The 23969-nt window shown below is 70.0% G+C and carries 21 protein-coding genes; 12 read left to right on the top strand and 9 right to left on the bottom strand.

Annotated elements, in window-relative coordinates; genetic code table 11:
- Nucleotides 1-254 precede the first annotated feature (254 nt).
- Entirely contained in the window at nt 255-1631 is a 1377-nt protein-coding gene (locus BMW99_RS37105) for an IS1380 family transposase (RefSeq protein WP_069464861.1), read from the bottom strand.
- Nucleotides 1632-1802: 171 nt separating this feature from the next.
- On the opposite strand from BMW99_RS37105, the gene BMW99_RS37100 reads away from it, so the two are divergent.
- On the top strand, nt 1803-2063 hold the full coding sequence (locus tag BMW99_RS37100) for a hypothetical protein (RefSeq protein ID WP_069464860.1): 261 nt from the start codon (nt 1803-1805) through the stop codon (nt 2061-2063).
- 3 nt (nt 2064-2066) lie between these two features.
- Nucleotides 2067-2486, top strand: coding sequence for a PPOX class F420-dependent oxidoreductase (locus tag BMW99_RS37095; protein WP_069464859.1), 420 nt, complete (start codon nt 2067-2069; stop codon nt 2484-2486).
- Between the two features lie 182 nt (nt 2487-2668).
- On the opposite strand, the gene uvrA is transcribed toward BMW99_RS37095, so the two are convergent.
- Nucleotides 2669-5137, bottom strand: a complete 2469-nt coding sequence (gene uvrA / locus BMW99_RS37090; protein WP_069464858.1) for an excinuclease ABC subunit UvrA — start codon at nt 5135-5137, stop codon at nt 2669-2671.
- Between the two features lie 149 nt (nt 5138-5286).
- Nucleotides 5287-7461 (bottom strand): FUSC family protein, encoded by a 2175-nt coding sequence (locus BMW99_RS37085; protein ID WP_069464857.1) that lies wholly within the window; start codon nt 7459-7461, stop codon nt 5287-5289.
- Nucleotides 7462-7871: 410 nt separating this feature from the next.
- On the opposite strand from BMW99_RS37085, the gene BMW99_RS37080 reads away from it, so the two are divergent.
- Entirely contained in the window at nt 7872-8513 is a 642-nt protein-coding gene (locus BMW99_RS37080; protein WP_218108441.1) for a hypothetical protein, read from the top strand.
- A gap of 40 nt (nt 8514-8553) precedes the next feature.
- Here BMW99_RS37080 and BMW99_RS37075 read toward each other — a convergent pair whose 3' ends face one another.
- From BMW99_RS37075 to BMW99_RS37065, 3 genes are all read right to left on the bottom strand, one after another.
- Nucleotides 8554-9696, bottom strand: coding sequence for an acetate/propionate family kinase (locus tag BMW99_RS37075; RefSeq protein WP_069464855.1), 1143 nt, complete (start codon nt 9694-9696; stop codon nt 8554-8556).
- A gap of 69 nt (nt 9697-9765) precedes the next feature.
- Nucleotides 9766-10842: a hypothetical protein gene (locus tag BMW99_RS37070; protein WP_069464854.1), complete on the bottom strand. Its 1077-nt coding sequence runs from the start codon at nt 10840-10842 to the stop codon at nt 9766-9768.
- Between the two features lie 211 nt (nt 10843-11053).
- The gene (locus tag BMW99_RS37065; protein ID WP_176735562.1) at nt 11054-12826 is read right to left on the bottom strand and encodes a PucR family transcriptional regulator; all 1773 of its coding nucleotides are present in this window, start codon (nt 12824-12826) and stop codon (nt 11054-11056) included.
- A 340-nt stretch (nt 12827-13166) separates the two neighbouring features.
- Here BMW99_RS37065 and dnaK point away from each other — a divergent pair, with 340 nt between their 5' ends.
- The 9 genes from dnaK to BMW99_RS37020 all read left to right on the top strand — a co-directional run bounded on the left by dnaK (nt 13167) and on the right by BMW99_RS37020 (nt 22688).
- On the top strand, nt 13167-15077 hold the full coding sequence (gene dnaK / locus BMW99_RS37060; RefSeq protein WP_069464852.1) for a molecular chaperone DnaK: 1911 nt from the start codon (nt 13167-13169) through the stop codon (nt 15075-15077).
- 9 nt (nt 15078-15086) lie between these two features.
- Complete coding sequence (locus tag BMW99_RS37055; protein WP_075018336.1) at nt 15087-15665, top strand: nucleotide exchange factor GrpE; 579 nt, start codon at nt 15087-15089, stop codon at nt 15663-15665.
- A gap of 7 nt (nt 15666-15672) precedes the next feature.
- Nucleotides 15673-16635, top strand: a complete 963-nt coding sequence (locus tag BMW99_RS37050) for a DnaJ C-terminal domain-containing protein (RefSeq protein ID WP_075018335.1) — start codon at nt 15673-15675, stop codon at nt 16633-16635.
- Nucleotides 16632-17021 (top strand): chaperone modulator CbpM, encoded by a 390-nt coding sequence (locus BMW99_RS37045; RefSeq protein WP_079138935.1) that lies wholly within the window; start codon nt 16632-16634, stop codon nt 17019-17021. Before BMW99_RS37050 ends, BMW99_RS37045 begins: the two co-directional genes overlap by 4 nt.
- On the top strand, nt 17012-19636 hold the full coding sequence (clpB, locus tag BMW99_RS37040; protein WP_069466607.1) for an ATP-dependent chaperone ClpB: 2625 nt from the start codon (nt 17012-17014) through the stop codon (nt 19634-19636). Before BMW99_RS37045 ends, clpB begins: the two co-directional genes overlap by 10 nt.
- The gene (gene trxA, locus BMW99_RS37035) at nt 19636-20163 is read left to right on the top strand and encodes a thioredoxin (protein WP_069466606.1); all 528 of its coding nucleotides are present in this window, start codon (nt 19636-19638) and stop codon (nt 20161-20163) included. Before clpB ends, trxA begins: the two co-directional genes overlap by 1 nt.
- A complete protein-coding gene (locus BMW99_RS37030; protein ID WP_069466605.1) occupies nt 20160-20423 on the top strand; it encodes a UBP-type zinc finger domain-containing protein in 264 nt (87 codons plus the stop codon). The genes trxA and BMW99_RS37030 overlap by 4 nt, the downstream gene beginning before the upstream one ends.
- 100 nt (nt 20424-20523) lie before the next feature.
- A complete protein-coding gene (locus tag BMW99_RS37025) occupies nt 20524-22200 on the top strand; it encodes an FAD-dependent oxidoreductase (protein ID WP_069466604.1) in 1677 nt (558 codons plus the stop codon).
- Between the two features lie 47 nt (nt 22201-22247).
- Nucleotides 22248-22688: a DUF1931 family protein gene (locus BMW99_RS37020; RefSeq protein WP_176735672.1), complete on the top strand. Its 441-nt coding sequence runs from the start codon at nt 22248-22250 to the stop codon at nt 22686-22688.
- 184 nt (nt 22689-22872) lie between these two features.
- Here the strand turns inward: BMW99_RS37020 and BMW99_RS37015 are convergent, their stop codons facing one another.
- The 3 genes from BMW99_RS37015 to BMW99_RS37005 all read right to left on the bottom strand — a co-directional run.
- The gene (locus tag BMW99_RS37015; protein WP_075018334.1) at nt 22873-23277 is read right to left on the bottom strand and encodes a DUF2267 domain-containing protein; all 405 of its coding nucleotides are present in this window, start codon (nt 23275-23277) and stop codon (nt 22873-22875) included.
- A gap of 47 nt (nt 23278-23324) precedes the next feature.
- Nucleotides 23325-23729 (bottom strand): DUF2267 domain-containing protein, encoded by a 405-nt coding sequence (locus BMW99_RS37010; RefSeq protein ID WP_075018333.1) that lies wholly within the window; start codon nt 23727-23729, stop codon nt 23325-23327.
- Between the two features lie 43 nt (nt 23730-23772).
- Nucleotides 23773-23969, bottom strand: a 197-nt coding sequence (locus BMW99_RS37005; protein WP_143080612.1) for an STAS domain-containing protein, incomplete at its 5' end; no start/stop codon positions are given.

Genomic DNA, 23969 nt, shown 5'->3' with positions numbered 1-23969 from the left:
CACATGGCCATACGGTCCCTACCCGGACCAGTTCTGGACCTGGATCTCCGAGTAGCCGGAAGCCGTAACGCGCCGTCGTGGACGGACCCTTAGCCTCGAAGTTTCGTGACGGTCCGCCGACGGAGTCGGTGGACCGTTTTCGTGCCGTGGGCGAAGGCTGTGCATGCCTGGGGCCCGAGTGTCGCCTCGGGGTGGCGCCGGGTTCCACTGCTCCGGGTGTTGAGCTGTTGTCGTAGGTACGGGGAATCCGCTGGTCAGCCGGGGTTCGGCAGGAGTGCGAGCCGCTCGAGAGCTGTGATGATGTGGCTGGTCCAGGGCCAGTGCCGGGCCAGGCGGAGGAGCCGCCGACGCCCGGTGGTCACGAGCTGTCCCGCTGTGGTGAAGAGCCGGAGTCGTAGTCGGCGGGGCTCCCAGAGCCTGGGCTTGCCGGTCAGGGCGAGCATCGGCATCCAGGCCAGCAGGTCGAGAGCAATCTGTACGATCTCCAGCCAGATCCGGTTCTGGGCCGTGCGGTGCAGGGGCAGGTTGCGCAGACCGGTGGCCCGGGCGGCCCGGATGCGGTCCTCGGCCCGGGCCCGCAGCCGATGGCGGAGCTCGAGTTCGGCGATCGGCCGGCCCGGCGTGTTGGTGGCGAAGCAGGTCAGCCGCATGCCGTCCGCGTCCGTGAGCCTCAACTGGGCTCCAGGATGGGGTCGTTCCTTGCGGACGATCAGCCGCATCCCGTTGGGCCAGCCGTCCAGGACGTCGCCGGTGAGTTCGGCGACCCAGTCCCCGTCACGGATCTCGCCGTCCGCCTCGACGGCCGCTGTCCAGGCCGATGCCGGAACCTTCAGCACATGCTGGTGGATCGCCTCGGTGATCACCATGCCGACCGAGTAGGACAGCCACCGTCCCCGCTGGGCGAGCCAGGCGACGAAGCCGTGGGTGCCGCCCGCGGAGTCGGTGCGGATCAGGGTCCGGTGCCCGCGCCGGTACTTCTTCGGCAGCTGGGCCAGGGCCAGTTGAGCGGCGGTGATGTGGTCGGCGGCCGTGTTCGAGCCCGCGTTCCCCGGCCTGAGCAGGGCCGCGACCGGCTCACCGGTGCCGCCCGGTCCGTGGTCGACGAACCCCATCAGCGGGTGGTGCCCGTAGGTTCTCTTCCAGGTGGGTGCGGCGTCCTCCTTGTCCGAGTGCGCGATCACCAGCACCCCGTCGAGGTCGACGGTCACCGTCCCGTCCGCATCAGGCGCTTCCCGGTCGGCCAACTGCCAGACGCGTTGGCGGACTTCGGCCCGTGCGGCCCGGATGGCCTGCAGGGCCATGTCCCCGCAGGCTGCGAGGGTGTCGATGAGGCGGGAGACCGTCGGGTCAGAGGCCACCGGCCCGAACACGGCCGGCTCGGCCCGCAGCATGGCGACATCCGCGAGGCAGTCCCCGCCCAGTGCGACCGCCAGGGCCACGTCCAGAAGGATCTTGCCCGGATCGTGCACCGCCCGAGCCTTCCGCCACGGCATCATCGCCGCTGATACCGCGGTGTCCAAGCCGATCTTGCGGACGGTCTCGACCAGCAGCACGCCCCCGGCCTGCGAGACCACCGCCCGGCCGCCGCCCTCGATGCGGACACGCGGGTACGACCCGATACGCTTCTTCACCTGGAGAGTGCTTCTTCCCATGCAGCCAACAGGACCCTAGACAAGTCCCATCGTTGCAGGTCAGGAGCACTCTCCGCTTATTTGATCAAGCCTCGGACACCCCACTTGGTGAAAGCGCGAGGCTAGACGCTGTCCCTGCAGGCCGGCGCGGACGACTCCACCTTCACCACTGTGGAGTCCGCAGCTGCCTATCCCTTCGACCCGGCGGCGGAAGACACCGTCACCCTCAGCTTGCCCGCCACCGTCCGGCGCTGGTTCCGGCTGACGGTCACGGCCAGCAGCGGTTGGCCGGCCGGTCAGCTCTCGGAGTTCGAGGTCCGGATTTCGCAGCACCAGATTCGGCTGCGCGCGGGGCGGTGCGTGCGCGCGGCGCTGCCCCGGGCAATCATGCTGGTGGTGGAAAAGCGTCCCGCCGTACGTCGTGGAGGATGACCCGTGTCGAAGCCGCCCCTGCCCGAAGCCGCCGTCGCCATGCTGGAGAAAGCCAACCCCGCCGTCATCTCCACGCTGCGCCGTGACGGCCAGCCGGTGACCGCGGCCACCTGGTACCTGTGGGACGACGGGCGTGTGCTCATCAACATGGACGAAGGGCGCGTCCGGCTCCAGCACGTGCGCAACGACCCCAGGGTGTCGCTCACCGTGCTCGACGAGGGCGGCTGGTACACCCATGTGACCATCATCGGCCGCGTCGTCGACCTGCAGGAGGACACCGACCTGTCCGGCATCGACCGGCTGTCCCGCCAGTACCTGGGCAAGGACTACGGGCAGCGCGACCGGCGCCGCTACAGCGCGTGGATCGAGATCGACCGCTGGCACGGATGGGGTGCGCTGAAGGACAACGACCAGCCCGGCTGACGAGCCCTGCAGGCCGATTCCCGCGTCGGGCGGCATGCCTCAAGGCGTCCTCGCCGACGAACTGCTCCCGCCGCACCCCAATTGGCTGTTCCGGGGCGACCGGGGAAACCTTCAGCACTCCTTGGTCCGGGTGCCGGCCGTTCGGACCGCGGCTGACCCGTACTCAGCCCCTCGCGCCGTCGTCAGGAGCGCGCGAGCCGGGCCGCGAGGTAGGGCGCGGTGGCGCTGCGGCGTGCTCTGGCCACCTTGGCCGGCGGGCCCGCCGCGACCACCCGCCCGCCGGCGTCGCCGCCGCCCGGCCCGAGGTCGATGACCCAGTCGGCGGTGGCGATCGTGTCGAGGTCGTGCTCGACGAGGACGACCGTGTTGCCGGCGTCGACGAGCCGGTGCAACTGTCGCAGCAGCAGCGCGATGTCCGAGGGATGCAGCCCAGCCGTCGGCTCGTCGAGCAGGTAGAGCGCGTGCCCGCGGCGGGCTCGCTGAAGTTCGGTGGCAAGTTTGATGCGTTGCGCCTCACCACCGCTGAGTTCCGTCGCGGGCTGCCCCAGCCGCAGGTACCCCAGTCCCACCTCGCGCAAAGTCTCCAGACTGCGGGAGGCGGCCGGGACGCCGGACAGGAACGTGGCGGCGGCGTCGACGGACAGCCCCAGCACCTCCGCGATGTTCTTGCCGCGGTAGGTGACCTCGAGCGTTTCGGCGTTGTACCGGGCTCCCTGGCAGGTCGGGCACGGCGCGTAGGTGCCGGGCAGGAACAGCAGTTCCACCGCGACGAATCCTTCGCCCTGGCAGGTCTCGCACCGCCCTTCGGGCACGTTGAAGGAGAACCGCCCCGCCGAGTAGCCGCGCGATTTGGCCTCGTCCGTCTCCGCGTACAGCTTGCGCACCGCGTCGAACATCCCCGTGTACGTGGCCAGGTTGGACCGGGGAGTTCGGCCGATGGGCCGTTGGTCGACCCGGACCAGCCGGTCGAACGACTCGACCCCCGACGCGTCCTGGACGTCGATCTCCAGCTGCGCCTCGTCGGGCTCCTCGGGCGCGAGTCCGAGCTGGCCGCGGACGACCTCGGCGAGCACCTGCGTCACCAGCGTCGACTTCCCGGAACCGGACACGCCCGTCACCGCCGTCAGTACGCAGAGCGGTACGTCGACGGACACGTCGTGCAGATTGTGACGGGAGACGCCGCTCAGGTGCAGCCAGCCGTGCGGTGTGCGCGGGCGGTGATCGATCGGCTGGGCGCGCCCGAACAGGTACTGGCTCGTGGTCGACGCCCCGACCCGCTCGAGTCCGGCGACCGGGCCGCTGTACAGCACGCGTCCGCCGCCTTCGCCCGCGCCGGGGCCGATGTCGACCACCCAGTCCGCGCGCCGTACGACGTCCATGTCGTGTTCCACGACGAACAGCGAGTTGCCCGCGGCCTTGAGGCGGTCCAGCACGTCCAGCAGCGGTTCCGCGTCAGCCGGGTGCAGGCCCGCGGAGGGTTCGTCGAGGACGTAGACGACGCCGAACAGCCCCGAGCGCAGCTGGGTGGCGATCCGCAGGCGCTGCGCCTCGCCCGGCGACAGGGTCGTCGAGCGGCGCCCGAGGCTGAGATATCCGAGGCCCAGGTCGAGCAGCACGTCGACCCGCGAGACCAGATCGCCGCAGATCCGGACCGCGACCTCGGTCGTCTCCCCGGATCGTGCGGTCGACGTGGTGGCGTCGGCCTCGGACCGCCCCGCGACGGGCCGCAGCAGCGCCACGACCTCGGTGAGCGGCATCGCGTTGATCTCGGCGATGGAACGTCCGGCGAAGGTCACGGCGAGAGCCTCGGGTCGCAGTCCGCTGCCGTGACACGCGGGGCAGGGCACACTCCTGACGAACCGGAGCGCTCGTTCGCGCATCTTCTCGCTCTTGGAGTCGGCGAGGACGTGCATGACGTGCTTGCGGGCACTCCAGAACTTGCCCTGGTAGCCGTAGTCGATGCGGTCCTCCTCCGGCTCGATGTACACGGAGGGCTGCTCGTCCGTGTACAGCAGCCAGTCCCGGTCCCTCTTCCTGAGCCTGCGCCACGGTCGGTCGATGTCGATCCCCAGACCGCTCACGACACTGCGCAGGTTGGCGCCCTGCCAGGCGCCCGGCCAGGCGGCGATCGCCCCCTCGCGGATGCTCAGCGACGGGTCCGGGACGAGCAGGTCCTCGGCGACGTCGTGCACGACGCCCAGCCCGTGGCACTGCGGGCAGGCGCCGGCCGCGGTGTTGGGCGAGAACGACTCGGCCTCCAGCCGTGAGGCCCGGGGCGGGTAGGTGCCGGCACGGGAGTAGAGGATGCGCAGCAGATTGGACAGTGTGGTGATGGTGCCGACCGTCGAGCGCGAGCTGGGCGAGCCGCGCCGCTGCTGCAGGGCCACGGCCGGTGGCAGTCCGGTGATTTCCTGCACATGTGGTGCGCCGACCTGTTGCAGCAGCCTTCGGGCGTACGGTGCTACGGACTCGAAGTAGCGCCGCTGGGCCTCCGCGTAGAGCGTGCCGAACGCGAGCGAGGACTTGCCCGAACCGGAGACGCCGGTGAAGGCGACCATCGCGTCCCGCGGGACATCGACATCGATGTCCCGCAGGTTGTTCTCACTGGCGCCCCGGACATGCACGAAGGGGTCGTTCGCGTCGTTGTCCACCGCTTCTGATTACCTCATCGCGCCAGGAACCGCGCGACAGGCGCCGTCACCGGGCCTCGCTCACACCAGCGTCCGGAGGTCCGGCAGAACCAGCGCGAGCGCACGATGGAGCCGCCTTGATCGGTACGAGCTTCAGGTAGCCACATCTGTCACCCGCCCCGGTGTGCCACTCCCGATTCGTCACCTTCGGCTGCCACGACCGCACGCACTCGCTGGTCCTCCCGAGCAGAGCTGACGTCCCGTTCCAGAGGTGTGCGGCTCACGGCCGTCGCAAGGTCGTCCAAGGCCCGCTTCTGGAGTTCCGCCCCGCGCCGCACCACCGGGCCTCGATCCCCGGCCGCGCGATCCCATGCGTGGAGCGCCTCCTTCACGCGTCGCCAGTCCGGATTCCTGTGCTCGCGCACGTCGACTGCCGCCTGCGCGGTGTCCGCTTCCACGGCCTCGGCGAACCGCTTCGACTCGGGGACGAAGCGCCTGTCGGCCCGCGGGGGTTGGCTCTCCATGAGCATCGCCGCCCGGCCGAACCCCTTGAGTGCTTCCTGCGCCTCCTGCGCCTCGCGCGACGTCAGACCCCGAGGTCGGACCGGTTCCTGTCTCGCCCTGTCGTACGACTCCTGCCAGGCCGCACCTGCCTCCCTGCTCGCCAGCAGTGCCCTACGCATGTCGGCGTGATGCTCCCGAGTCGGTTCGGCGTAGTTGCGGAGCACCGCGGCCGCATAGCGTCCGTTCGCGGCGAGCCAGTCCGCAAGCCGGCCCGGCAGCCGGGGCGTCTCCCATGCCGGGAACACCACGTACGCCAGCATGGCCAGGGCTCCGCCGAGCAGGGTGAGCACCACCCGCTCCGGGACCGTCTGCTCCCACATCTGACCGCCCATTCCCAGCAGGAAGACGGCGTACGCGGCGGTGAAGCACTGGGAGTAGGCGTAGCCGGTACGGATCAGCGTGTACGACAGGCCCGCCGAGACGACCGCCAGCGCGGCGCATACATGGGTGCCCGAGCCCAGGGCCTGCACCATCCCGGTGGCGAGCGCGACCCCCGCCAGGGTCCCGGCGAGACGGGCCACCGCGCGCGCGTATGTCCGGTGAAAATCCGGTCGCATCACCATCACCGAGGTGATGGGCGCCCAGTAGCCGTGGCCGAGGGGCAGCCGCGTGGCGAGCACGTAGCCGAGCGGGGCCACCGCCGCCAGGCGGATGGCGTGCCGGAACACGGGCGAGTCCTGGCGGAGCTCACGGCGGACCGCCCGGATGACGACCGGGGCCAGTCGGAGCATGGTCGGGCGCACCAGGAACTCCGCGCCCACGCGGCCGGGCGGAGTGGATGTCCTCTCGCTCTCGTCACCAGTCCTGGCAATCTCCATGGCCTCGTTGAGCAGTTCCACGAGCTGCTCGGCGGCCTGCCGCGCGGACCCCTGCAGCACCTCGTCGTCCTTGTCGACGCGCAAGACGTCCATGCTCTCGGGCGGGACCTCTGCCGGAGTGCCGAGGCGGATCGAACGGGCGGCCGTGTCCAGAACGTCCGCGGCCGCGTCGAGCAGCTCCCGAGCGCGGTCCCTCCCGGGTCCCTCCGCCGGAGCGCCGACGTCAGGATCGGCGAGCGCGGCGACGACCGGCCGAATGCGCTCCGCGAGTCCCCGGGGACCGTGGAGGACCGGGGGACGGGCGCGGGCCTGTGACGGCGTCACCGCAGCCGCGTCCCGGGCCGTCATCAACGGCCAAGGGTCGAACGGGGCGGTCGGGTCGTGCCGCAGTCGGCGGGCGTAGTCCGCCACTGCGGCCAAGGCGTCGGCGAGCGCGTCACGATGCGCCCCCCAACGGCGGATCGGGAACAGAAAGATCAGCACGGCCTGCGCCACGCCTCCGAGCGCGATGACTCCGGCGTGTTCCAGCGCTCGCCAGACACTCGTGGGCAGGGTGATGGTCACCAGCATGCTTCCGACGGTCGTCGCCGCGACGATCCCAGCAGTCGATCCGACGGCCCACGCCATCCCCGCGGCAAAGGCCCATACGGCCAGCAGTGGCAGGAACGTCACGAGTCGTCCCGCCGCCAGGTAGCCCACGAACGTACTGAGCGCCAGTCCCGCGCCCGCTCCGAGTGCGATTACCTTGCGTGGACGGCACGTGCGCTGGAAGGTGGCGCCACCCGCGGAGTACGCGCCCAGGGCGGCGGCCGCGGCGTACGCAGGGGATGCCAGCCACAGCGCCGGCCCGATGACGATCGCCACACCAGTCGCCGTGCGCAGTGCGAGCAGAGGCTCCAGCCGTGTCTCCTCGATCGTGAGCCCGGATCGCACGACCTCCCCGAGGGCCCGCAGCCACGTCACGGGTGGGAGCCTAACCGGAACGTCCTGCGGGATCCTGTCGGCCGCGCCGCCGCCTCCTTACAGCGTCGCGTGCGGCATGCGCGAGCCCGCCGGCTGAACCGATGGCGACAGCCCGCGGTGCTACGTGTTCAGCCCGAGTGGCCGCGGCTCGATGCCGTCCGGATGGGCGATCCGGAATGCCCGACAGAGGTCTTGGAGCACTCGAAGGGGTAGACGGAATCGAGGTCGAGGGTTGCGAGCTGACAGGGGCGGGGCGAGCACGGTGCCCCATGCGGCACGCAAACTGCAGGGAAGTTGAGCTACAGCGGGCGACGGCCGACGAAAGGGACACAGCGATGGCGCACCGGCTCGCTCATGCCCGGACCAGGCGTCCCCGGCACGAGCGCCGTGGAGAGGCCCGCTTGCCCGGTGTGATCGCGATCCTCGCCGCCATCGCTCTCTACGTGGGCCTGCCGCAACGGCTGCTGGTGGCACCGCGCTACGTGCTGCCTGCACTGGAAATGTTGCTGCTCGTACCACTCATCGCGGTCAACCCCAAACGGTTGACGCGGCAGACCAAGGCATTCCGTGTTCTGTCTCTGACGCTCGTGCTGGTCATCGCTGCGAGCAATCTGGTCGCCCTCGGCATCCTGATCCACGACCTGGTCTATGCCGGGGTGAAGGACGGGCGTGCCTTGTTGGTGGCCGCGTTGCAGGTCTGGCTCACCAACATCATCGTCTTCGGTCTGGCGTACTGGGAACTGGACCGGGGCGGCCCCGTCATGCGCACACAGGCCCGGCGCGCCGACCTGCCGTTGGCGGACTTCCGTTTCCCCCAGGACGAGGACGACGACGCGGTTCAGGAAGTCGCGGACGGCTCCAGCGCCACATCCGACTGGATGCCCGTCCTGATCGACTACCTGTACGTCTCCGTGACGAACTCGAGTGCCTTCAGTCCTACGGACACCATGCCGCTGTCCACTCGGGCCAAGGTCATGATGGGCGTACAGGCCATCGCCGCCTTGGTGACCTCACTCCTTGTGATCGCCCGCGCGGTGAGCATTCTCCACTGACGAGGGCCATTTTTCCCGCTTCGCTGGCCGCCATCCTGCCTCAGTCCTGACGGCGGACGAGGGCGCGGCGCGTTTCCGCGGCGATCTGCTGAGTCTCCCCGGTGGCGACGACGATCACCGGTACGCCCGTGCCCGATGCGTCGATCCTGCGTGCTCCGTCCTCGCGCAGCTCCTTCTCCGAGGGGACGGACAGCCCGCCGCGTACCCCCAGGACCGACAGGCGCGTGGAGATTTCCTCGCGCACCTCGGGCTGGTCCTCGCCGATCTCGCCGGTGAAGACCAGAGCGTCGAGGTGGTCCAGCGAGGCGGCCATCGCTGCGATGCCGCGGCAGCAGCTGTGGACGAAGGCGGCCAGAGCGCCCTGGGCGGACGCGTCTCCCTCGGCACGCGCGCGCACGAGGTCGCGCGTGTCCCCCGAGGTGCCCGAGAGGCCGAGAAGTCCGGAGTGCCGGTGGAGTGTCTCCTCGATCTCCTTCGCGCTCAGTCCGTGCTGACGTTGCAGCCACACAAGGGCTCCCGGATCGATACTGCCGCTGCGACGGCTCATCACCAGCCCCTCCAACGGAGTCAGGCCCATCGTCGTGTCAACGCTGCGGCCATTGCGCACGGCGCAGGCCGAGCAGCCACCGCCCAGGTGGGCGATGACGACGTGGAGGGCGCCGACGGGGCGGTCCAGCACGTCGGCGGTGCGCGCCAGGGACCAGGTGTAGGAGAGACCGTGAAAGCCGTAGCGGCGCAACCCGTACTGGACGCGCCACTGCTCGGGGACTGCGTACTGATAGGCAGCGAGGGGCAGCTCCGCGTGGAAGGCCGTGTCGAGACAGGCGACGTGGGGAATGCCGGGCAGTAGTTCACGGGCAGCGTCCACCACGGCGAGTGCGGGGGGCATGTGCAGGGGCGACAGAGGCGCGGCCTCCTCCAGCAACGCGCGCACCGGTCCGTCGATCAGCGTGTGCTCCCTCAGACGCGGGCCACCGTGGACGAGGCGATGTCCTACGGCGGATGGCGTGGGCACACCGGCCAGGAAGTCGTGCAACTCCTCCACCGTTTCGGGCCCCGGCGGTTTCTCGGCGTCGTGACGGGCGATCTGTGTGTCATCCGCCCCGAACAGGGTGATGTGCAGACTTGATGAGCCGGCGTCGAGTACCAGGACACACTCTGTGGATGACGCGCTGCGATCCATCGTTGCCTCCTCGTCGGTCGGTCGGACACGAGCGCGGCGTATCGGGTTGTGTGCCGTGGCCGTCGGGGCTCAGCCGTCTCCCGGCCAGTCGGTGTCCTGGCGTTGGCTCTGCCGCTGGCGCTCGCCGTAGGCCGCCTGGCGGACCGCGTCCTCGTCCTCGAGTCCGACGCCCAGCGCGCCACCCACGGTCCCCATGGACGTGATGAACCACGCCAAGGACAGGTAGTAACCGGCGCTCGGATCGTGGCGGATCACGGGATTCAGCGCTTCCGGGGTGAGTACGAACACCGTCGTGAGGATGACGAGAACGTACAGCGCGGCGTACAGGCAGGCGATCCCGATGTAGAGGGTGAGTACCGTGGCCGCGTTGTACAGTGCCGCGCGCTGCCGGGCGATCTCGCTGCTGGGCCGTTCCCACAGTTCGTGGTCGACGATGAGCCAGGTGACCAGGGCAGTAATGGACGCGAACATCAATACGGCGTCGTGAACCGCGTCCAGGTGCAGGCTGACCGACCACACGTCGCTGCTGATCAGTCCGAACGCGGCAGTGGCGAAGACGCCTGCGAGGGCGCGGGACAGGCCGGGGAAGAGCAGCCAGGGTCTGTTGGCCCGGACCATTCCCGACAGGAGCCGCAACCGTCCCCTTGCGCCGGGCAGAACGTAATTCCGCCGCAGGCCCGCGTACTGGATCCTTCCGGGAACCCGCGTGGTGCCTGATGCCTCAGGGAGGAGTTCGGTGATGACACCCAGCGTGGCGTCACGAACGCGACGCGGGACGCGGAACAGGCCCAGGGACGGCAGAGAGAGCAGGGCGATGTGGTCCGAAGGACTCAACATCGCGACAAGCGGCCGGGCCTGGTCGCGGTAGGGCAGGTCGGTGAGGAACACCGCCAGGTCCCAGGTCCGCCCCTGGAGACGTTCGTTGAGCGCCTGCACCATCAGGGGCAGGTCGCTCGCCGCGACCACTCCCAAGGAACTCGATTCCACCGTGATGTGCCAGTCCACGTCGGCCGCCATGTCCGCGAGCAGATCGGCGAGGTCTTCCTTCAGCCGCGCGGCCACCTCGGTCGGCCAACCCGGATCAGCCATCAGAAGGACCTGGGGCCGAGGAGTCTCCGCCGTACCCGTCGGTTCCGGGTCGTCCATCAGCGGGTGGGAGGCGGAGGCGGTTCGGGACGGGGATCCACCGGGAGAGCCCGCAGTCCCGGGGGTGCTCCGGTGCAGCACGGCACCGCGGCCAACCGCTGTCGTCCCGTGTCGTCTCTCGGTGACCGCAGCGCAGGAATCCCGATCCCGAAGCATCGTTGTTCAGTACTCATCGCAGGGCAATTTATGCCATGTCGTGAATGCGGACGACTCAGTCGACTCGGCGTGGTGCGTCGAGCACGTTGCGGATGCGGGTGGCGATGTGCAGGTTGAGACGTGTCTCGACCTCGCCGAGGTCGTGACCGGTGATCTCGCAGATGCGCTGGAGGCGGTACCGCACGGTGCTGCGGTGAATGAGGAGCGTCTCGGACGTCGCGTCGTAACTGCAGCCGCTCTCCAGATAGTGCGCGAGTGTCGTCACCAGCTCGGTGTGGTGGTGGGAGTCGTAGTCCAGCAGCAGCCCCAGCCATTCGCCGACGAAGCGGTCGGCTTCCCGTTCGCCTTCGCCGGAGCCCATCATGCGGCATAGGCCCAGGTCCTCGAAGCTGGTGCTGCCGTTCGGATCCTGAGAACGGCGGCGGACGGTGAGGGCACGGACCGCCTCATCGTAGGAGTGCGGCAGTTCGGTGAAGACGTCGCAGCGGCCGCCGACCCCGATCGAGCCGGCTGCAGTGCCGAGTTCGTCCGAAACGGCCCTGTACAGCTCGCCTCCGGAATCACGTCGGTCCTCGTCGGCCTCCAGGACGACGGTGGTCGCGCCGCGAGAGCCGACGAGCACGTCCCGGTGCAGCCGCCGGGCCGCGCGGGCCACCGCGTCGCCGACCTCAGCCCGCTCGGTCGTTTCGGACCACTCCAGTGCGGCGGCCTTGTGCGGCCGGTTCAGGTCGTGGCCCAGGGCTGCCGCCTGGGTGAAGGCGTCGTTGGTCCCCTCACCCGTGATCAGCCGGTTGACCAGGTCGCGGCGCAGATGTGGCTCCAGCTCGGCCAGTCTGCGCTCGTGGGAGAGCAGAGGAGCCAGCACCAGAGCAGCCTGTTCGAGCGCCGAGCTGTCCGTTTCCGTGGCTCGCCGGTTCGGATCGACCAGGGCGACCACGCCGAGCAGATCTCCGGCCATCTGGATGGGGACGACCAGACGGTCCCGGTCCCGGACGGCGCCGGGCCGGCGCCGCGCGCTCTGAATCAGGGCATCCTGGCGCTGGTACTCCGGTTCTGGGGGCGGTCTGCCACTGGGCCCTCTTTGTGGTTCGTTCCGGCCGCTGGGGCCGGCCCAGGCCCGCGGGTTGCCGAAGCGGTCCTCGGTGCGGGCCGCGAATCCCGTGTTGTCGTGCAGGACCTGGAGGACTCCGGCCTCGCCTTTGCCGGAGGCGCCGGCACGGGAGAGCGCGTCGTGGAGGGCGAGTCGCGAGGTCAGGGCAGACACGGTAGTGCCGAGGCCCGCGGTGGGCGATCTGCTGTCGGTTCCCAGCTGGTCCCCGATGCCGAGCGAGCTCTCCGGGCCGGCGCGGGCCGGCTCTCCTCGGTTCCCGGCGAAGCGTGCCAGGGCGATCCCGGTCTGCTGGGCAAGCAGGTCGGTCAAGGCGGTCTCATCGGCAGAGGGCGAAGTCGGGGACCGGACGACGAGATAGCCCAGGCAGTGGTCCTGATACCGCAGCGCGATGGCCTGCACCCATAGCTCGCCGAACTCCTGCAGGTGCCGGCTGTAGCCGTCCAGAGCGCCGATCCGGCGGTCGAGCCGGGCGGCAGCCACCTCTTCGGCGGCGGCCGCTTCACCCGCGGCTTCGCCAGTGGGCTCCACCTCCGCCGGCTCGGATGCCGCCGCGCTCCCCGGCTGGAGAGTGGCGGAGGCAACTACCCGGGACGGTAGGCATCGCCGCGCCAGACCGTCGTGCACGGCATACGCCGCTTCGGCGGTGAAAGGGCCGGTGGCGGCGATCGCCGCCATCGCACCCCATAGCACTTCACGCTCGTCGTCGCCGTCGAGCATGACCGTCACCAGCCGTAGCAGTGTGTGTCCGGCGGCCCCTGGCAGCGGGATGGGATGGTGAGGCCCGGCCGTCGGCGAGGGAGCAGCGTCCATCGCAGGTCCATTCGCGGCTCGACAGCGGCTTTTAACCTTCAACGCTACGCCGCTCGGCTCGGGGTTTCACCCGAGAGCCGTGCCGTCCCTGTCCTGGCGGACGGGAACGGCGGTGCGCATTGGTCCCGCCGGGGCGGGTAACCAAGCGGCTTGCCGCGCGAGGCTGGCGGAAGGTGCGGTGCGCACGGCTCCGACGCCCGGCAGCGCGCCGATCGGTCGGTTGCGCGTCGCGACAGAGGAGATTCCCATGGCGAAGGCAGTAGGCATCGATCTCGGCACCACCAACTCGGTCATCGCCGTCTGGGAGGGCGGCGAGCCCACTGTCGTCCCGAACGCGGAGGGGTCCAGGACGACCCCGTCGGTGGTCGCCTTCTCTGACGACGGCGAGCGGCTGGTCGGACAGTTGGCGCGCAGGCAGTCGATCCTCAACCCCAAGGGCACCATCACCTCGGCGAAGCGGTTCATCGGCCGCCGCTACGGTGAGATCTCCGACGAGGCCAAGGCGGTCTCCTTCGACGTGGTCGAGGGGCCCGGCGGGGTGGCCCGCTTCGAGGTGAAGGGCAAGCAGTACGCACCCGAGGAGATCAGCGCGCAGGTACTGCGAAAGCTGGCCGACGACGCCGGGAAGGCGCTCGGCGAGAAGGTGACCGAGGCGGTCATCACCGTACCGGCGTACTTCAACGACGCTCAGCGCCAGGCCACCAAGGACGCCGGGAAGATCGCCGGCCTCGAAGTCCTGCGGATCATCAACGAGCCGACCGCCGCGGCCCTGGCCTACGGCCTGGACAAGAAGGGCCACGAGACGGTCATGGTCTTCGACCTCGGTGGTGGCACCTTCGACGTCAGCCTGCTGGACGTCGGCGACGGCGTGGTGGAGGTCCGCGCCACGGCAGGCGACTCCCACTTGGGCGGCGACGACTTCGACCGCCGGCTGGTGGACCACCTGGCGGACGGTTTCCAGAAGGCCGAGGGCATCGACTTGCGCAAGGACCCGCAGGCTCTGCAGCGCCTGTTCGAGGCAGCCGAGAAGGCGAAGACCGAGCTGAGTTCGGTCAGCCAGACTCAGGTGAGCCTGCCGTTCATCACGGCGGACGCCTCCGGGCCGAAGCACCTTACCGAGACGGTCCGCCGCTCCACCTTCGAGCAGATCACCTCGGACCTGGTGGAGCGCTGCCTGGAGCCGGTCAGGACGGCGATGAGCGACGCCAAGGTCACGGACAATGACATCGACGAGGTCATTCTCGTCGGTGGATCCACGCGTATCCCGGCCGTGCAGAACCTGGTCCGCAGGATGACCGGCGGCAAGGACCCGAACATGAGCGTCAACCCCGACGAGGTCGTGGCGCTGGGCGCCGCCATCCAGGCCGGTGTGCTCAAGGGCGAGGTCAAGGACGTCCTGCTGCTGGACGTCACCCCGCTGTCGCTTGGTGTCGAGACGGCCGGCGGCGTCATGACCAAGATCATCGAGCGGAACACCACCATCCCCGTCCGCCGGTCCGAGACGTTCTCCACGGCCGAGGACAACCAGCCGGCCGTGGACATCGTGGTGCTCCAGGGCGAACGTGAACTGGCCGCCGATAACCGGGTGCTGGGCCGCTTCCGGCTGGAGAACCTGCGGCCGGCCCGGCGCGGAGAGACCCAGATCGAGGTCACCTTCGACATCGACGCCAACGGCATCCTCAAGGTCAGCGCCAAGGACCGGGACACTGGGGCCGAGCAGTCGATCACCATCAGCGAAGGCTCCAACCTCGATCCGTCCGAGGTCGAGCGGATGATCAACGAGGCGGAGAGCAACCGCGCCAGCGACCTGGCCCTGCGCGAAGCCATCGACGCCCGCAACGAACTCGACGCCGCCGCGTACCAGGTGGAACGACGCCTGGACGACCTCGGCGACGCCGCCCCGGAGCACGAGCGGGCGCGCGCGCGGATGCTCATCGACGAGGCGCGTACCGCCGTCAAGGAGGAGGCGTCCGCGGAACGGTCCCGGAACCTCGCATCCGAACTGCAGCAGATCTATGCGGCGCTCGCCGCCCACGCCGCCGGACCAGGCGAAGCCGGCGGTGGAGTCCAGACCGGCGCGGAAACCGGTCAGGGTCCCGAGGGCGGATCCCCTGGGGGCGACGACGACGTCATCGACGCCGATTTCGACAAGAGCTGAGGCGGCGACATGCCGGATCAGGAACAGACACCTCCCGCCGAGGACCGCTCCCCGCCCGGGCCCGACCGGTCGTCGCCCGATGGGACGCCCGCACCCCAGGCGCCGCCGTCGGCTCCCGCAGTCGGGGAGCAGGAGCCGTCGCCGGTACCCGGCGGTCCAGAAGTGGAGGAGTTGGAGGACCGGTGGCGCCGAGCTCTTGCCGACCTGGACAACCTCCGCAAGCGCTACACCCGTGAGCTTCCCCGGGAACGGGAGGCCGAGCGGTCCAGGGTGGCCGCGGCGTTCCTCCCGGTCGTCGACAACCTCGAACTGGCCCTCGCGCACGCGGGCGCCGACGATCCCGGTGCGATCGTCAGCGGGGTCCGGGCGGTACGGGACCAGGCCGTCGAGGTGCTGCGAAGCCTGGGATACCCGCGTCACGAGGAGACAGGTGTGCCCTTCGACCCCGAGCAGCACGAGGTGGTGTCCGTGGTGGATGAACCCGGCACCGCTCCGGGCACCGTCGTCCGGGTGCTGCGGCCAGGTTACGGCGAACCCGGCCGCCAGTTGCGGCCGGCCGCGGTAGCGGTCAGCCGCAAGCAGGAGTGAGGCCGCCATGGCAGACGACTACTACGAGGTGCTGGGCATTCCCCGCACCGCCGACGCCGCCGAGATCCAGCAGGCGTTCCGCACCCTGGCCCGCCGCTACCACCCGGACGTCAACCGAGATCCGGCAGCCGAGGAGCGCTTCAAGCAGATCAATGAGGCCTACAGCGTGCTGTCCGACCCCGACACCCGGTCTCGGTACGACCGCTTCGGCCCGGACTTCCGGCAGATTCCGGAGGACTACGACGAGCGTGTCGCGGCCAGCCAGGGCTTCGGTGGCGGGTACCGCGGCGGTCCCTCCGGAGGCACCCGAGGCCGTACAGGCGCCCGGACCTGGACGGAGACCGGGTTCGACACCTCCGGCATGGACTTCGAGGACCTCTTCGAAGGCATGTTCGGCGGCCGGGGCGGCGGCGCCCGGCGGGGCAGCCCGATCCCCGGCGCGGACCAGGAGGCCGAACTCGTCCTCAGCGTGGAGGAGGCGTACCGCGGCGGCCGACGGAAGATCACCCTGGGCGGGCCCGGAGGCGAACGCAGCTACGACGTCACCATCCCGGCCGGCGTCGTCGACGGGCAGCGCATCCGGCTCGCGGGGGAGGGCGGGCGGGGCCGCGGCCCGGACTCCGCCGGGGACCTCTACCTGGTGGTCCGCATCGCCCCCCATCCGCGCTACCGCCTCGTCGGGCGCGACATCCACGTCGATCTGCCGGTCACGGCCTGGGAGGCCGCGCTGGGGGCGACGGTTCCCGTCGCCGGTCCGGGCGGGACGGTCAAGGTGCATGTGCCGCCCGGTACCTCCACCGGCCGCCGGCTGCGACTGCGCGGTGAGGGAATGCCACACCCGAAAGGTTCCCCCGGGCACCTTTACGCCGAGATCCAGGTCATGGTGCCGCCCTCGCCCAGCCCGCGCGAGCGTGAGCTGTTCGAGGAACTGGCCGCCGTCTCCTCCTTCGACCCGAGGAAGCAGACATGAGAGCCGAACGCCGTTCTCCCGCCGAAGGCACCGGACAGGCCGGCACGAGGGCCGCCTACCCCCTGGTGCGCATCTACCGGACCAGTCCCAGCCCGTATCAGCTCACCATGGCCGCAGTGGCCGGCCGAAGTGGACTGCCGCCCGAACTCGTCAGCCGTTTCGTCGCCCTCGGGCTGGTGGACGCCGAGCGTGACGCCCGAGGGCGGCTGTGGTTCCGGCCGAGCGCGCCGTCGGCCATCGCCCGGGTGCAGCGACTGCGGGACGGACTGTGCCTCAACTACGCGGCCATCGGCGTCGTCGTGGACCTGCTCGACCGCATCGAACGCCTGGAAACCGCACTGCGGCGCAGCGAAAGAGCCGCCAAGGAGCCGACGACATGGACATGAACCGCCTCACCCAGAAGTCCCAGGAAGCGCTGCAGGAAGCGCAGAGCGTCGCGGTACGGATGGGCCAGACCGAGGTCGACGGGGAGCACCTGCTGTTGGCTCTGCTCGACCAGCAGGACGGCCTGACGACCCGATTGCTGGCGGACGCCGGCGCCGACCCGGCAGCGCTGCGCGCCGCCGTCGAGGCCGATCTCGCCAAGCGCCCACGCACGACCGGTCCGGGCGCCACGCCCGGCCAGGTAATGGTGACCCAACGGCTGGCTCGGCTGCTGGAGACCGCGGAGCAGGAGGCCAGGCGGCTCAAGGACGAATACGTCTCCACCGAGCACCTGGTGCTCGCCCTGGTGGACGAAGGTTCGGCCACCGCGGCCGGCCGGCGCCTCGGCGAACAAGGCGTCAGCAAGGACTCCTTCCTCGCCGCCCTCACCACGGTGCGCGGGAACCAGCGGGTCACCTCCGCCAACCCCGAAGAGGCCTACGAGGCCCTGGAAAAGTACGGGCGCGACCTCGTTGTCGAGGCCCGCACCGGCCGCCTCGACCCGGTCATAGGCCGGGACTCCGAGATCCGCCGGGTGATCCAGATCCTCAGCCGCAAGACCAAGAACAACCCTGTGCTGATCGGCGAACCCGGTGTCGGCAAGACCGCCATCGTCGAGGGCCTGGCCCAGCGGATCGTCCGCGGCGACGTGCCCGAAGGGCTGAGGGACAAGACGGTGTTCTCGCTCGACATGGGCTCGCTGGTGGCAGGAGCCAAATACCGCGGCGAGTTCGAGGAGCGGCTGAAAGCCGTGCTGTCCGAGGTCAAGAGCGCCGAGGGCCGGATCCTGCTCTTCGTGGACGAACTGCACACCGTCGTCGGGGCAGGCGCCGCCGAGGGCGCCATGGACGCGGGCAACATGCTCAAGCCCATGCTGGCCCGCGGCGAGCTGCACATGATCGGCGCGACCACGCTCGATGAATACCGCAAACACATCGAGTCCGACGCCGCCCTGGAGCGGCGCTTCCAGACCGTGTTGGTGGATGAGCCGACCGTCGAGGACGCCATCTCCATCCTGCGCGGCATCCGGGAACGACTGGAGATCTTCCACGGCGTCAAGATCCAGGACAACGCGCTGGTCGCCGCTGCCACCCTCAGCCACCGCTACATCAGCGACCGCTTCCTCCCCGACAAGGCCATCGATCTGGTCGACGAGGCGTGCGCGCGACTGCGGACAGAGATCGACTCCATGCCCGCCGAACTCGACGAGCTCAGCCGCCGGGCCACCCGGCTGGAGATCGAAGAGGCTGCGTTGGATCAGGAGACCGATGCGGCCAGCCGCGCCCGGCTGGAGGACCTGCGGCGTGAACTGGCCGATCTGCGGGGCGAGGTGGACGCCAAGCACGCGCAGTGGGAGGCCGAGCGTCAGGCCATTCGCAAGGTCCAGGAACTGCGCCAGGAGCTGGAGCGCGCCCGGCAGGAGGCCGAAGAGGCCGAACGCGCCTACGATCTCAACCGGGCCGCTCAGCTGCGCTACGGAACCGTGAGCGAACTGGAGCGCCGCCTGGCCGCCGAGGAGGAACAGCTCGCCGCCAAACAGGGCGAGGCCCGGCTGCTGCGCGAGGTGGTCACCGCCGACGAGATCGCCGAGATCGTCTCCGCGTGGACCGGCATCCCCGTCACCCGGCTGCAGGAGGGCGAGCGGCAGAAGCTGCTCAAGCTGGACGAGATCCTGCGCGAGCGGGTGGTCGGGCAGGACGAGGCCGTCCAACTCGTCGCCGACGCGGTGATCCGGGCTCGCTCGGGAGTGCGCGACCCGCGCCGGCCGATCGGCTCCTTCATCTTCCTCGGCCCCACCGGCGTCGGGAAGACCGAGCTGGCCAAGACGCTGGCCGCCGCGCTGTTCGACAGCGAGACCAACATGATCCGCCTCGACATGAGTGAGTACCAGGAGCGGCACACTGTCAGCCGCCTGGTCGGCGCGCCCCCCGGCTACGTCGGTTACGAGGAGGGCGGGCAGCTCACCGAGGCGGTGCGCCGCAAGCCGTACTCGGTCGTGCTCTTCGACGAGATCGAGAAGGCGCACGCCGACGTGTTCAACACGCTGCTCCAGGTGCTGGACGACGGCCGGATCACCGACGCGCAGGGCCGTACCGTCGACTTCCGCAACACCGTCGTCATCATGACCTCGAATCTGGGCTCCCAGTACCTGCTCCAGGACGCCACCCAGGCCGGCGAGATCAAGCCCGAAGCGCGGGCGATGGTGATGACCGAGCTCAACGGCCATTTCCGCCCCGAGTTCCTCAACCGCGTCGACGACATCGTCCTCTTCCACCCGCTCGGCATCGCGCAGATCGAGCGCATCGTCGATCTGCTCCTCGCCGAGTTGCGCGACCGGCTGTCCGAGCAGCGCATCACGCTCGTCCTCACCGAGCAGGCCCGCCGGCTGATCGCGGCCGAGGGATACGACCCGGTCTACGGTGCCAGGCCGCTGCGCCGCTTCATCTCGCACGAGGTCGAGACCAGGATCGGCCGCGCGCTGCTCAGCGGTGAGGCACGCGAGGGCGTGACCATCCTGGTCGACGCCGAGGGCGGCGAACTGGCCGTCACCCTCCAGGACGAGCCCCAGGAGCCGTGATGAGTACGTCTCACGAAGGCCGCGCCGACCGCGCCGACCGTGGCACCGATGGGGCCGAGACCTCGGCACGGACGGTCACCTGCGCCAATTGCGGCCGGACCAATCGCGTACCCGCCGCCGCGCAGGGCACTCCGCGCTGCGGAAACTGCCGGGCGCCGCTGCCGTGGATCACCGAAGCAGGCGACGCAGACTTCAGGGAGATCGCCGAGCAAGCGACCTTGCCCGTGCTCGTGGACCTCTGGGCCACCTGGTGCGGTCCCTGCCGCATGGTGAGCCCCGCCCTCGAACACGTCGCGGAGCGCTTGGCGGGGCGGATCAAGCTCGTGAAGGTCGACATCGACAAGTCGCCGGGGCTGGCGCGGCGCTTCGAAGTCCAAGCGGTACCCACCCTGCTGATTCTCGACCAGGGCAGGCAAGTCGCCCGCCAGACCGGCGCCGCGCCCGCGAACGCGCTGCGCCAGTGGGTGGACGAGGCGCTGTCTGCGTCCCATGGATCAGCCGATTCCGCCTCCGGGAGGCCGTCATGACCACCTTTCTCGACCCGCACCTGTCCATGGTCCGGCCCGTGACGCCCAGAACACCGCAGGGTTGCGAGGACTGCCTGCGCATGGGATCTCCGTGGGTGCATCTGCGCCTGTGCCTGACCTGTGGCCACGTCGGCTGCTGCGACTCCTCGCCCATGCGCCATGCGCGTGCTCACGCGGCGACCGACGGGCACCCGATCGTGCAATCACTCGAGCCTGGTGAGGACTGGCGGTGGTGTTTCGTACACGAGGCTATGGTCTGAGCCCGGCAGGCCGGCCTGACGCTTCCTCCAGTGCCGCTGCTCTGGCTGTCCTCCGAACCCTGCCCTCCGCCTCCGCGTCTTCCGACGAAGGGAGCGAACCGTGCCGACCCTGACCCCGACGGCCGACGTCCACGGTGCCTACCCGCGGTTGACGGACGACCAGATCACGATCCTGAGATCCTGCGGACAGAAACGGCAGGTCTGCGAGGGGGAACACCTCTTCCGGGCCGGCGAACGCACTGACGAGTTCTTCGTCGTCCTCAGCGGCAGGGTGGCCGTGGTCGAAACCCACGACGATCTGGACCACGTCGTCCAGTGGCACGGTCCGCGCAGCTTCCTCGGCGAACTGGGTGTACTGGAGGGCCAGACCGCCTTCGTCAGCGCGGTGGTGAACAGGCCCGGAGAGGTACTGGCTGTGGGTTCCGGCGCCCTGCGCGACCTGCTCACCCGCGAACCCGCGCTCGGCGACGTGATCCTGCGGGCCTACCTGCTGCGCCGTACGATGCTGGCCGGCACCGGCACGGGCTTCCGCATCATCGGCTCCCCCTTCTCCGCCGACACCCGGCGGCTGCTGGAGTTCGCCGCCCGCAACCGCCTTCCTCACCGCTGGGCGGATCTTGAGAAGGACACCGAGGCCGAGGCACTGCTGATGCGTCTCGGTATCGCTCCCGAGGAGACCCCGATCGTTGTCTGGCACGACTACCGGGTGCTTCGCAATCCCTCCAACGTTGAACTCGCCCAAGCCATCGGGCTGCGGGCCGAGACCGCCGCGAAGGGCGTCTGTGACCTGGTGGTGGTCGGCGCGGGACCCGGCGGCCTGGCCGCCGCGGTATACGGCGCCTCCGAGGGACTCTCCACCGTTGTCCTGGACGCCGTGGCGACCGGCGGCCAGGCCGGCACCTCCTCCCGGATCGAGAACTACCTCGGTTTCCCCGCCGGGATCTCCGGCATGGAGCTCGCCGAACGCGCCGTCGTACAGGCCAACCGGTTCGGTGCCCGGATCGACGTCCCCGCCGAGGCCGCCGGCCTCGAACAGCGCGACGGGACCAGCCTGGTGCGGCTCGCCGACGGCGGCACGCTCACCGCGACCAACGTCGTGGTGGCCACCGGCGCCCGCTACCGGCGGCTGACCGCCGCCGGCGTCGAGCGGTTTGAAGGACTCGGGGTCCACTACGCCGCCACCGTCTGGGAGGCGCGGACCTGCCGCCTTGACACGGTGACCGTCGTCGGCGGCGGTAACTCCGCCGGCCAAGCAGCGCTGTTCCTGGCGCGCGAGTCGCCCGCCGTCCATCTTCTGGTCCGTGGCGGAGACCTGGAACACAGCATGTCCCGCTACCTGATCGACCGGATCGAGCGGCACCCCCGGATCCATGTCCGGCTGCACACCGAAGTCCGGGAGGTGACGGGCGAGGACCGGGTCGAATCAGTCGTCGTCGAGGACAACCGCACCCACGAGCAGCAGGTGCTGGCAGCCCGCGCCCTGTTCGTCTTCATCGGCGCGCGCCCCGCCACGTCCTGGCTCGCCGACGCCGTCACCCTGGATGGACGCGGCTTCATTCCGACCGGGCAGGACGTGGCCCAGGCAACAGCGGACATCTGGAAGCCCCTGGCCCGCGTCCCCCTCGCGCTGGAGACCGGTCTGCCGGGAGTCTTCGCCGTCGGCGACGTCCGCAGCGGCTCGGTCAAGCGCGTGGCCTCCGCAGTCGGCGAGGGCGCCATGGCCGTCCGCCTGGCACACGAACACCTCGGGGAGGTGGGACCACCCGCCACCCGATGACCTCAGCCCATCCACCGCCGCGAGAAAGGGAAAATGACATGCCCGTCATGGGAGTTCCCAAATTCGAGCGCTTCTTCCGCGCAGCCGCCGGCCTCGACGTCAGCAAGAACGACCTCAAGCGCTACAACGACTTCGTGGACGCCAAGCTCTACGACCTCTTCGTCATCGGCACCGCCGACGCCAAGGCCAACGACCGGGACATCATCGAGCCGCAGGATCTCCCGGTCACCAAAGGCCTGCAAGAGAGCATCCACGCCTTCCAGAAACTGGAGGAGGGCATCGAACTGCGTCCGCTGCTCGACCAGCTCACCGCTCGCCCCGACCTCGGAATGGACGCCGCCGAGGACACCCAGCAGCGGCTGCCGGACCTGGCCGGCGGCCTCAGCGTCGCCCTCGCCCGCGCCCTCAAAACCATCGCCCGCGACACCCGCCGTCCCTCCACGGACCAGTGGGACGAGGCCTTCGAACTCTTCGACCTGCTGATCTGAGCGGGAGTGCCTATGAGTCCTGCCAAGGGAACCGGGGCAGCCCTGCGAGGGGGTAACGGGCGGCCTGGCCGGGAAGGCCGAGGCGGAGTGTCGGCTGTCGGCGTTCGCCGGACCTGCTGTACGAACCGGTTCGGCGCTGAGGAGGGCCTCATCGGGGCGGTTGCCGGGGGTGTGCTTGGCCTGGTTAAGCGGCGGTGGTGAGTTCGGGGCGGCAGAAGAGGAGGGCGTAGCCGCGAGGGAGTTGGGCCAGGAGGCGGTCGGTGAGGGGCCGGCCGGTGAGTTCGGCGAGGTGGGTGAGGGCGGCAAGGGCCGAGGTGGTGTGCCAGCGGGCCTGTGCCGGGGTGGTGCCCAGGGTGTGGGCGACGGTGCCGACGAAGGCCGGGGCGGTCAGGGGCTGGGTGAGGGGGATCTGCTGGGCGAAAATGGTGCGGGCCGGTTCGGGCAGGGTGGCGGCCAGGTCGCAGCGTTCCTCGCCGACGAGTTGTGCGCCGAGGGCGGCCAGGACGGCGTGCAGGACGTTTTCGGCTTCCTGGTCCGTGGTGTAGTGGCCGTGGTGGCGGACCTGCTGGACGAGCTGGTGCCAGGTCATGGCGGCGTGTCTCCTGTGGGGCTGGTCGCGGGCGAGGTGGTGTGTCGTCAGGGGTGGGTGGGGTGGTGGGGTGGTCCGAAGAGGTTGTCGTAGCCGGGCGGTAGTTGGAGCAGGACGTCGTGCATGAGGTCGTCGCCGGCAGTGTCGGCTGTGGTGCTCAGGACGGCGCCGATGTCCCACAGGGCGGTCTGCTCGGTGGCGCCTTCGATCCAGGCGGCGGTGGCGCGTACGAATCGGTCGGGGGAGAGGGGTTCGGTGGCTTGCAGGGGGTTGAGGAGGATGTCGGCGAGGTCGTTGGGCAGGTGTGCTGCGAGGCGGGTGCGTACGTCGCCGACGAGGTGGGCGCCGAGCAGGGTCAGCACGACGCGGGCGGCGCGGTCGGCTTCCTGGGGTGTGGCGTATTCGCCGCGTTCCTGGATGTGGTGGATGAACGTGCCGGTGGTGGTGGTCATGGTGTTGCCGCCTTCCGTCCCGGTGCGGCTGAAGGTGTGCCGGTCAGGGTTGCAGGGTCAGGTGCCGGTGCATGCCAGTGAGTTTCAGCAGCCGGAGCACTGAAGTGTTGGCGCCTCGCAGTATCAGTCGGGAGTCGTGCTCGCCTGCCAGGTGCAGGGCGTGGTCGAGCACGCGCAGGCCAGAGCAGTCCATGAACGTCACTCCCGACAGGTCGAGGACGACCTCGCCGTGGGCCTTCA

This window comes from Actinacidiphila rubida, assembly GCF_900110255.1.
Lineage (GTDB): Bacteria > Actinomycetota > Actinomycetes > Streptomycetales > Streptomycetaceae > Actinacidiphila > Actinacidiphila rubida.
This window is presented reverse-complemented; position numbering and strand designations above follow the sequence as displayed.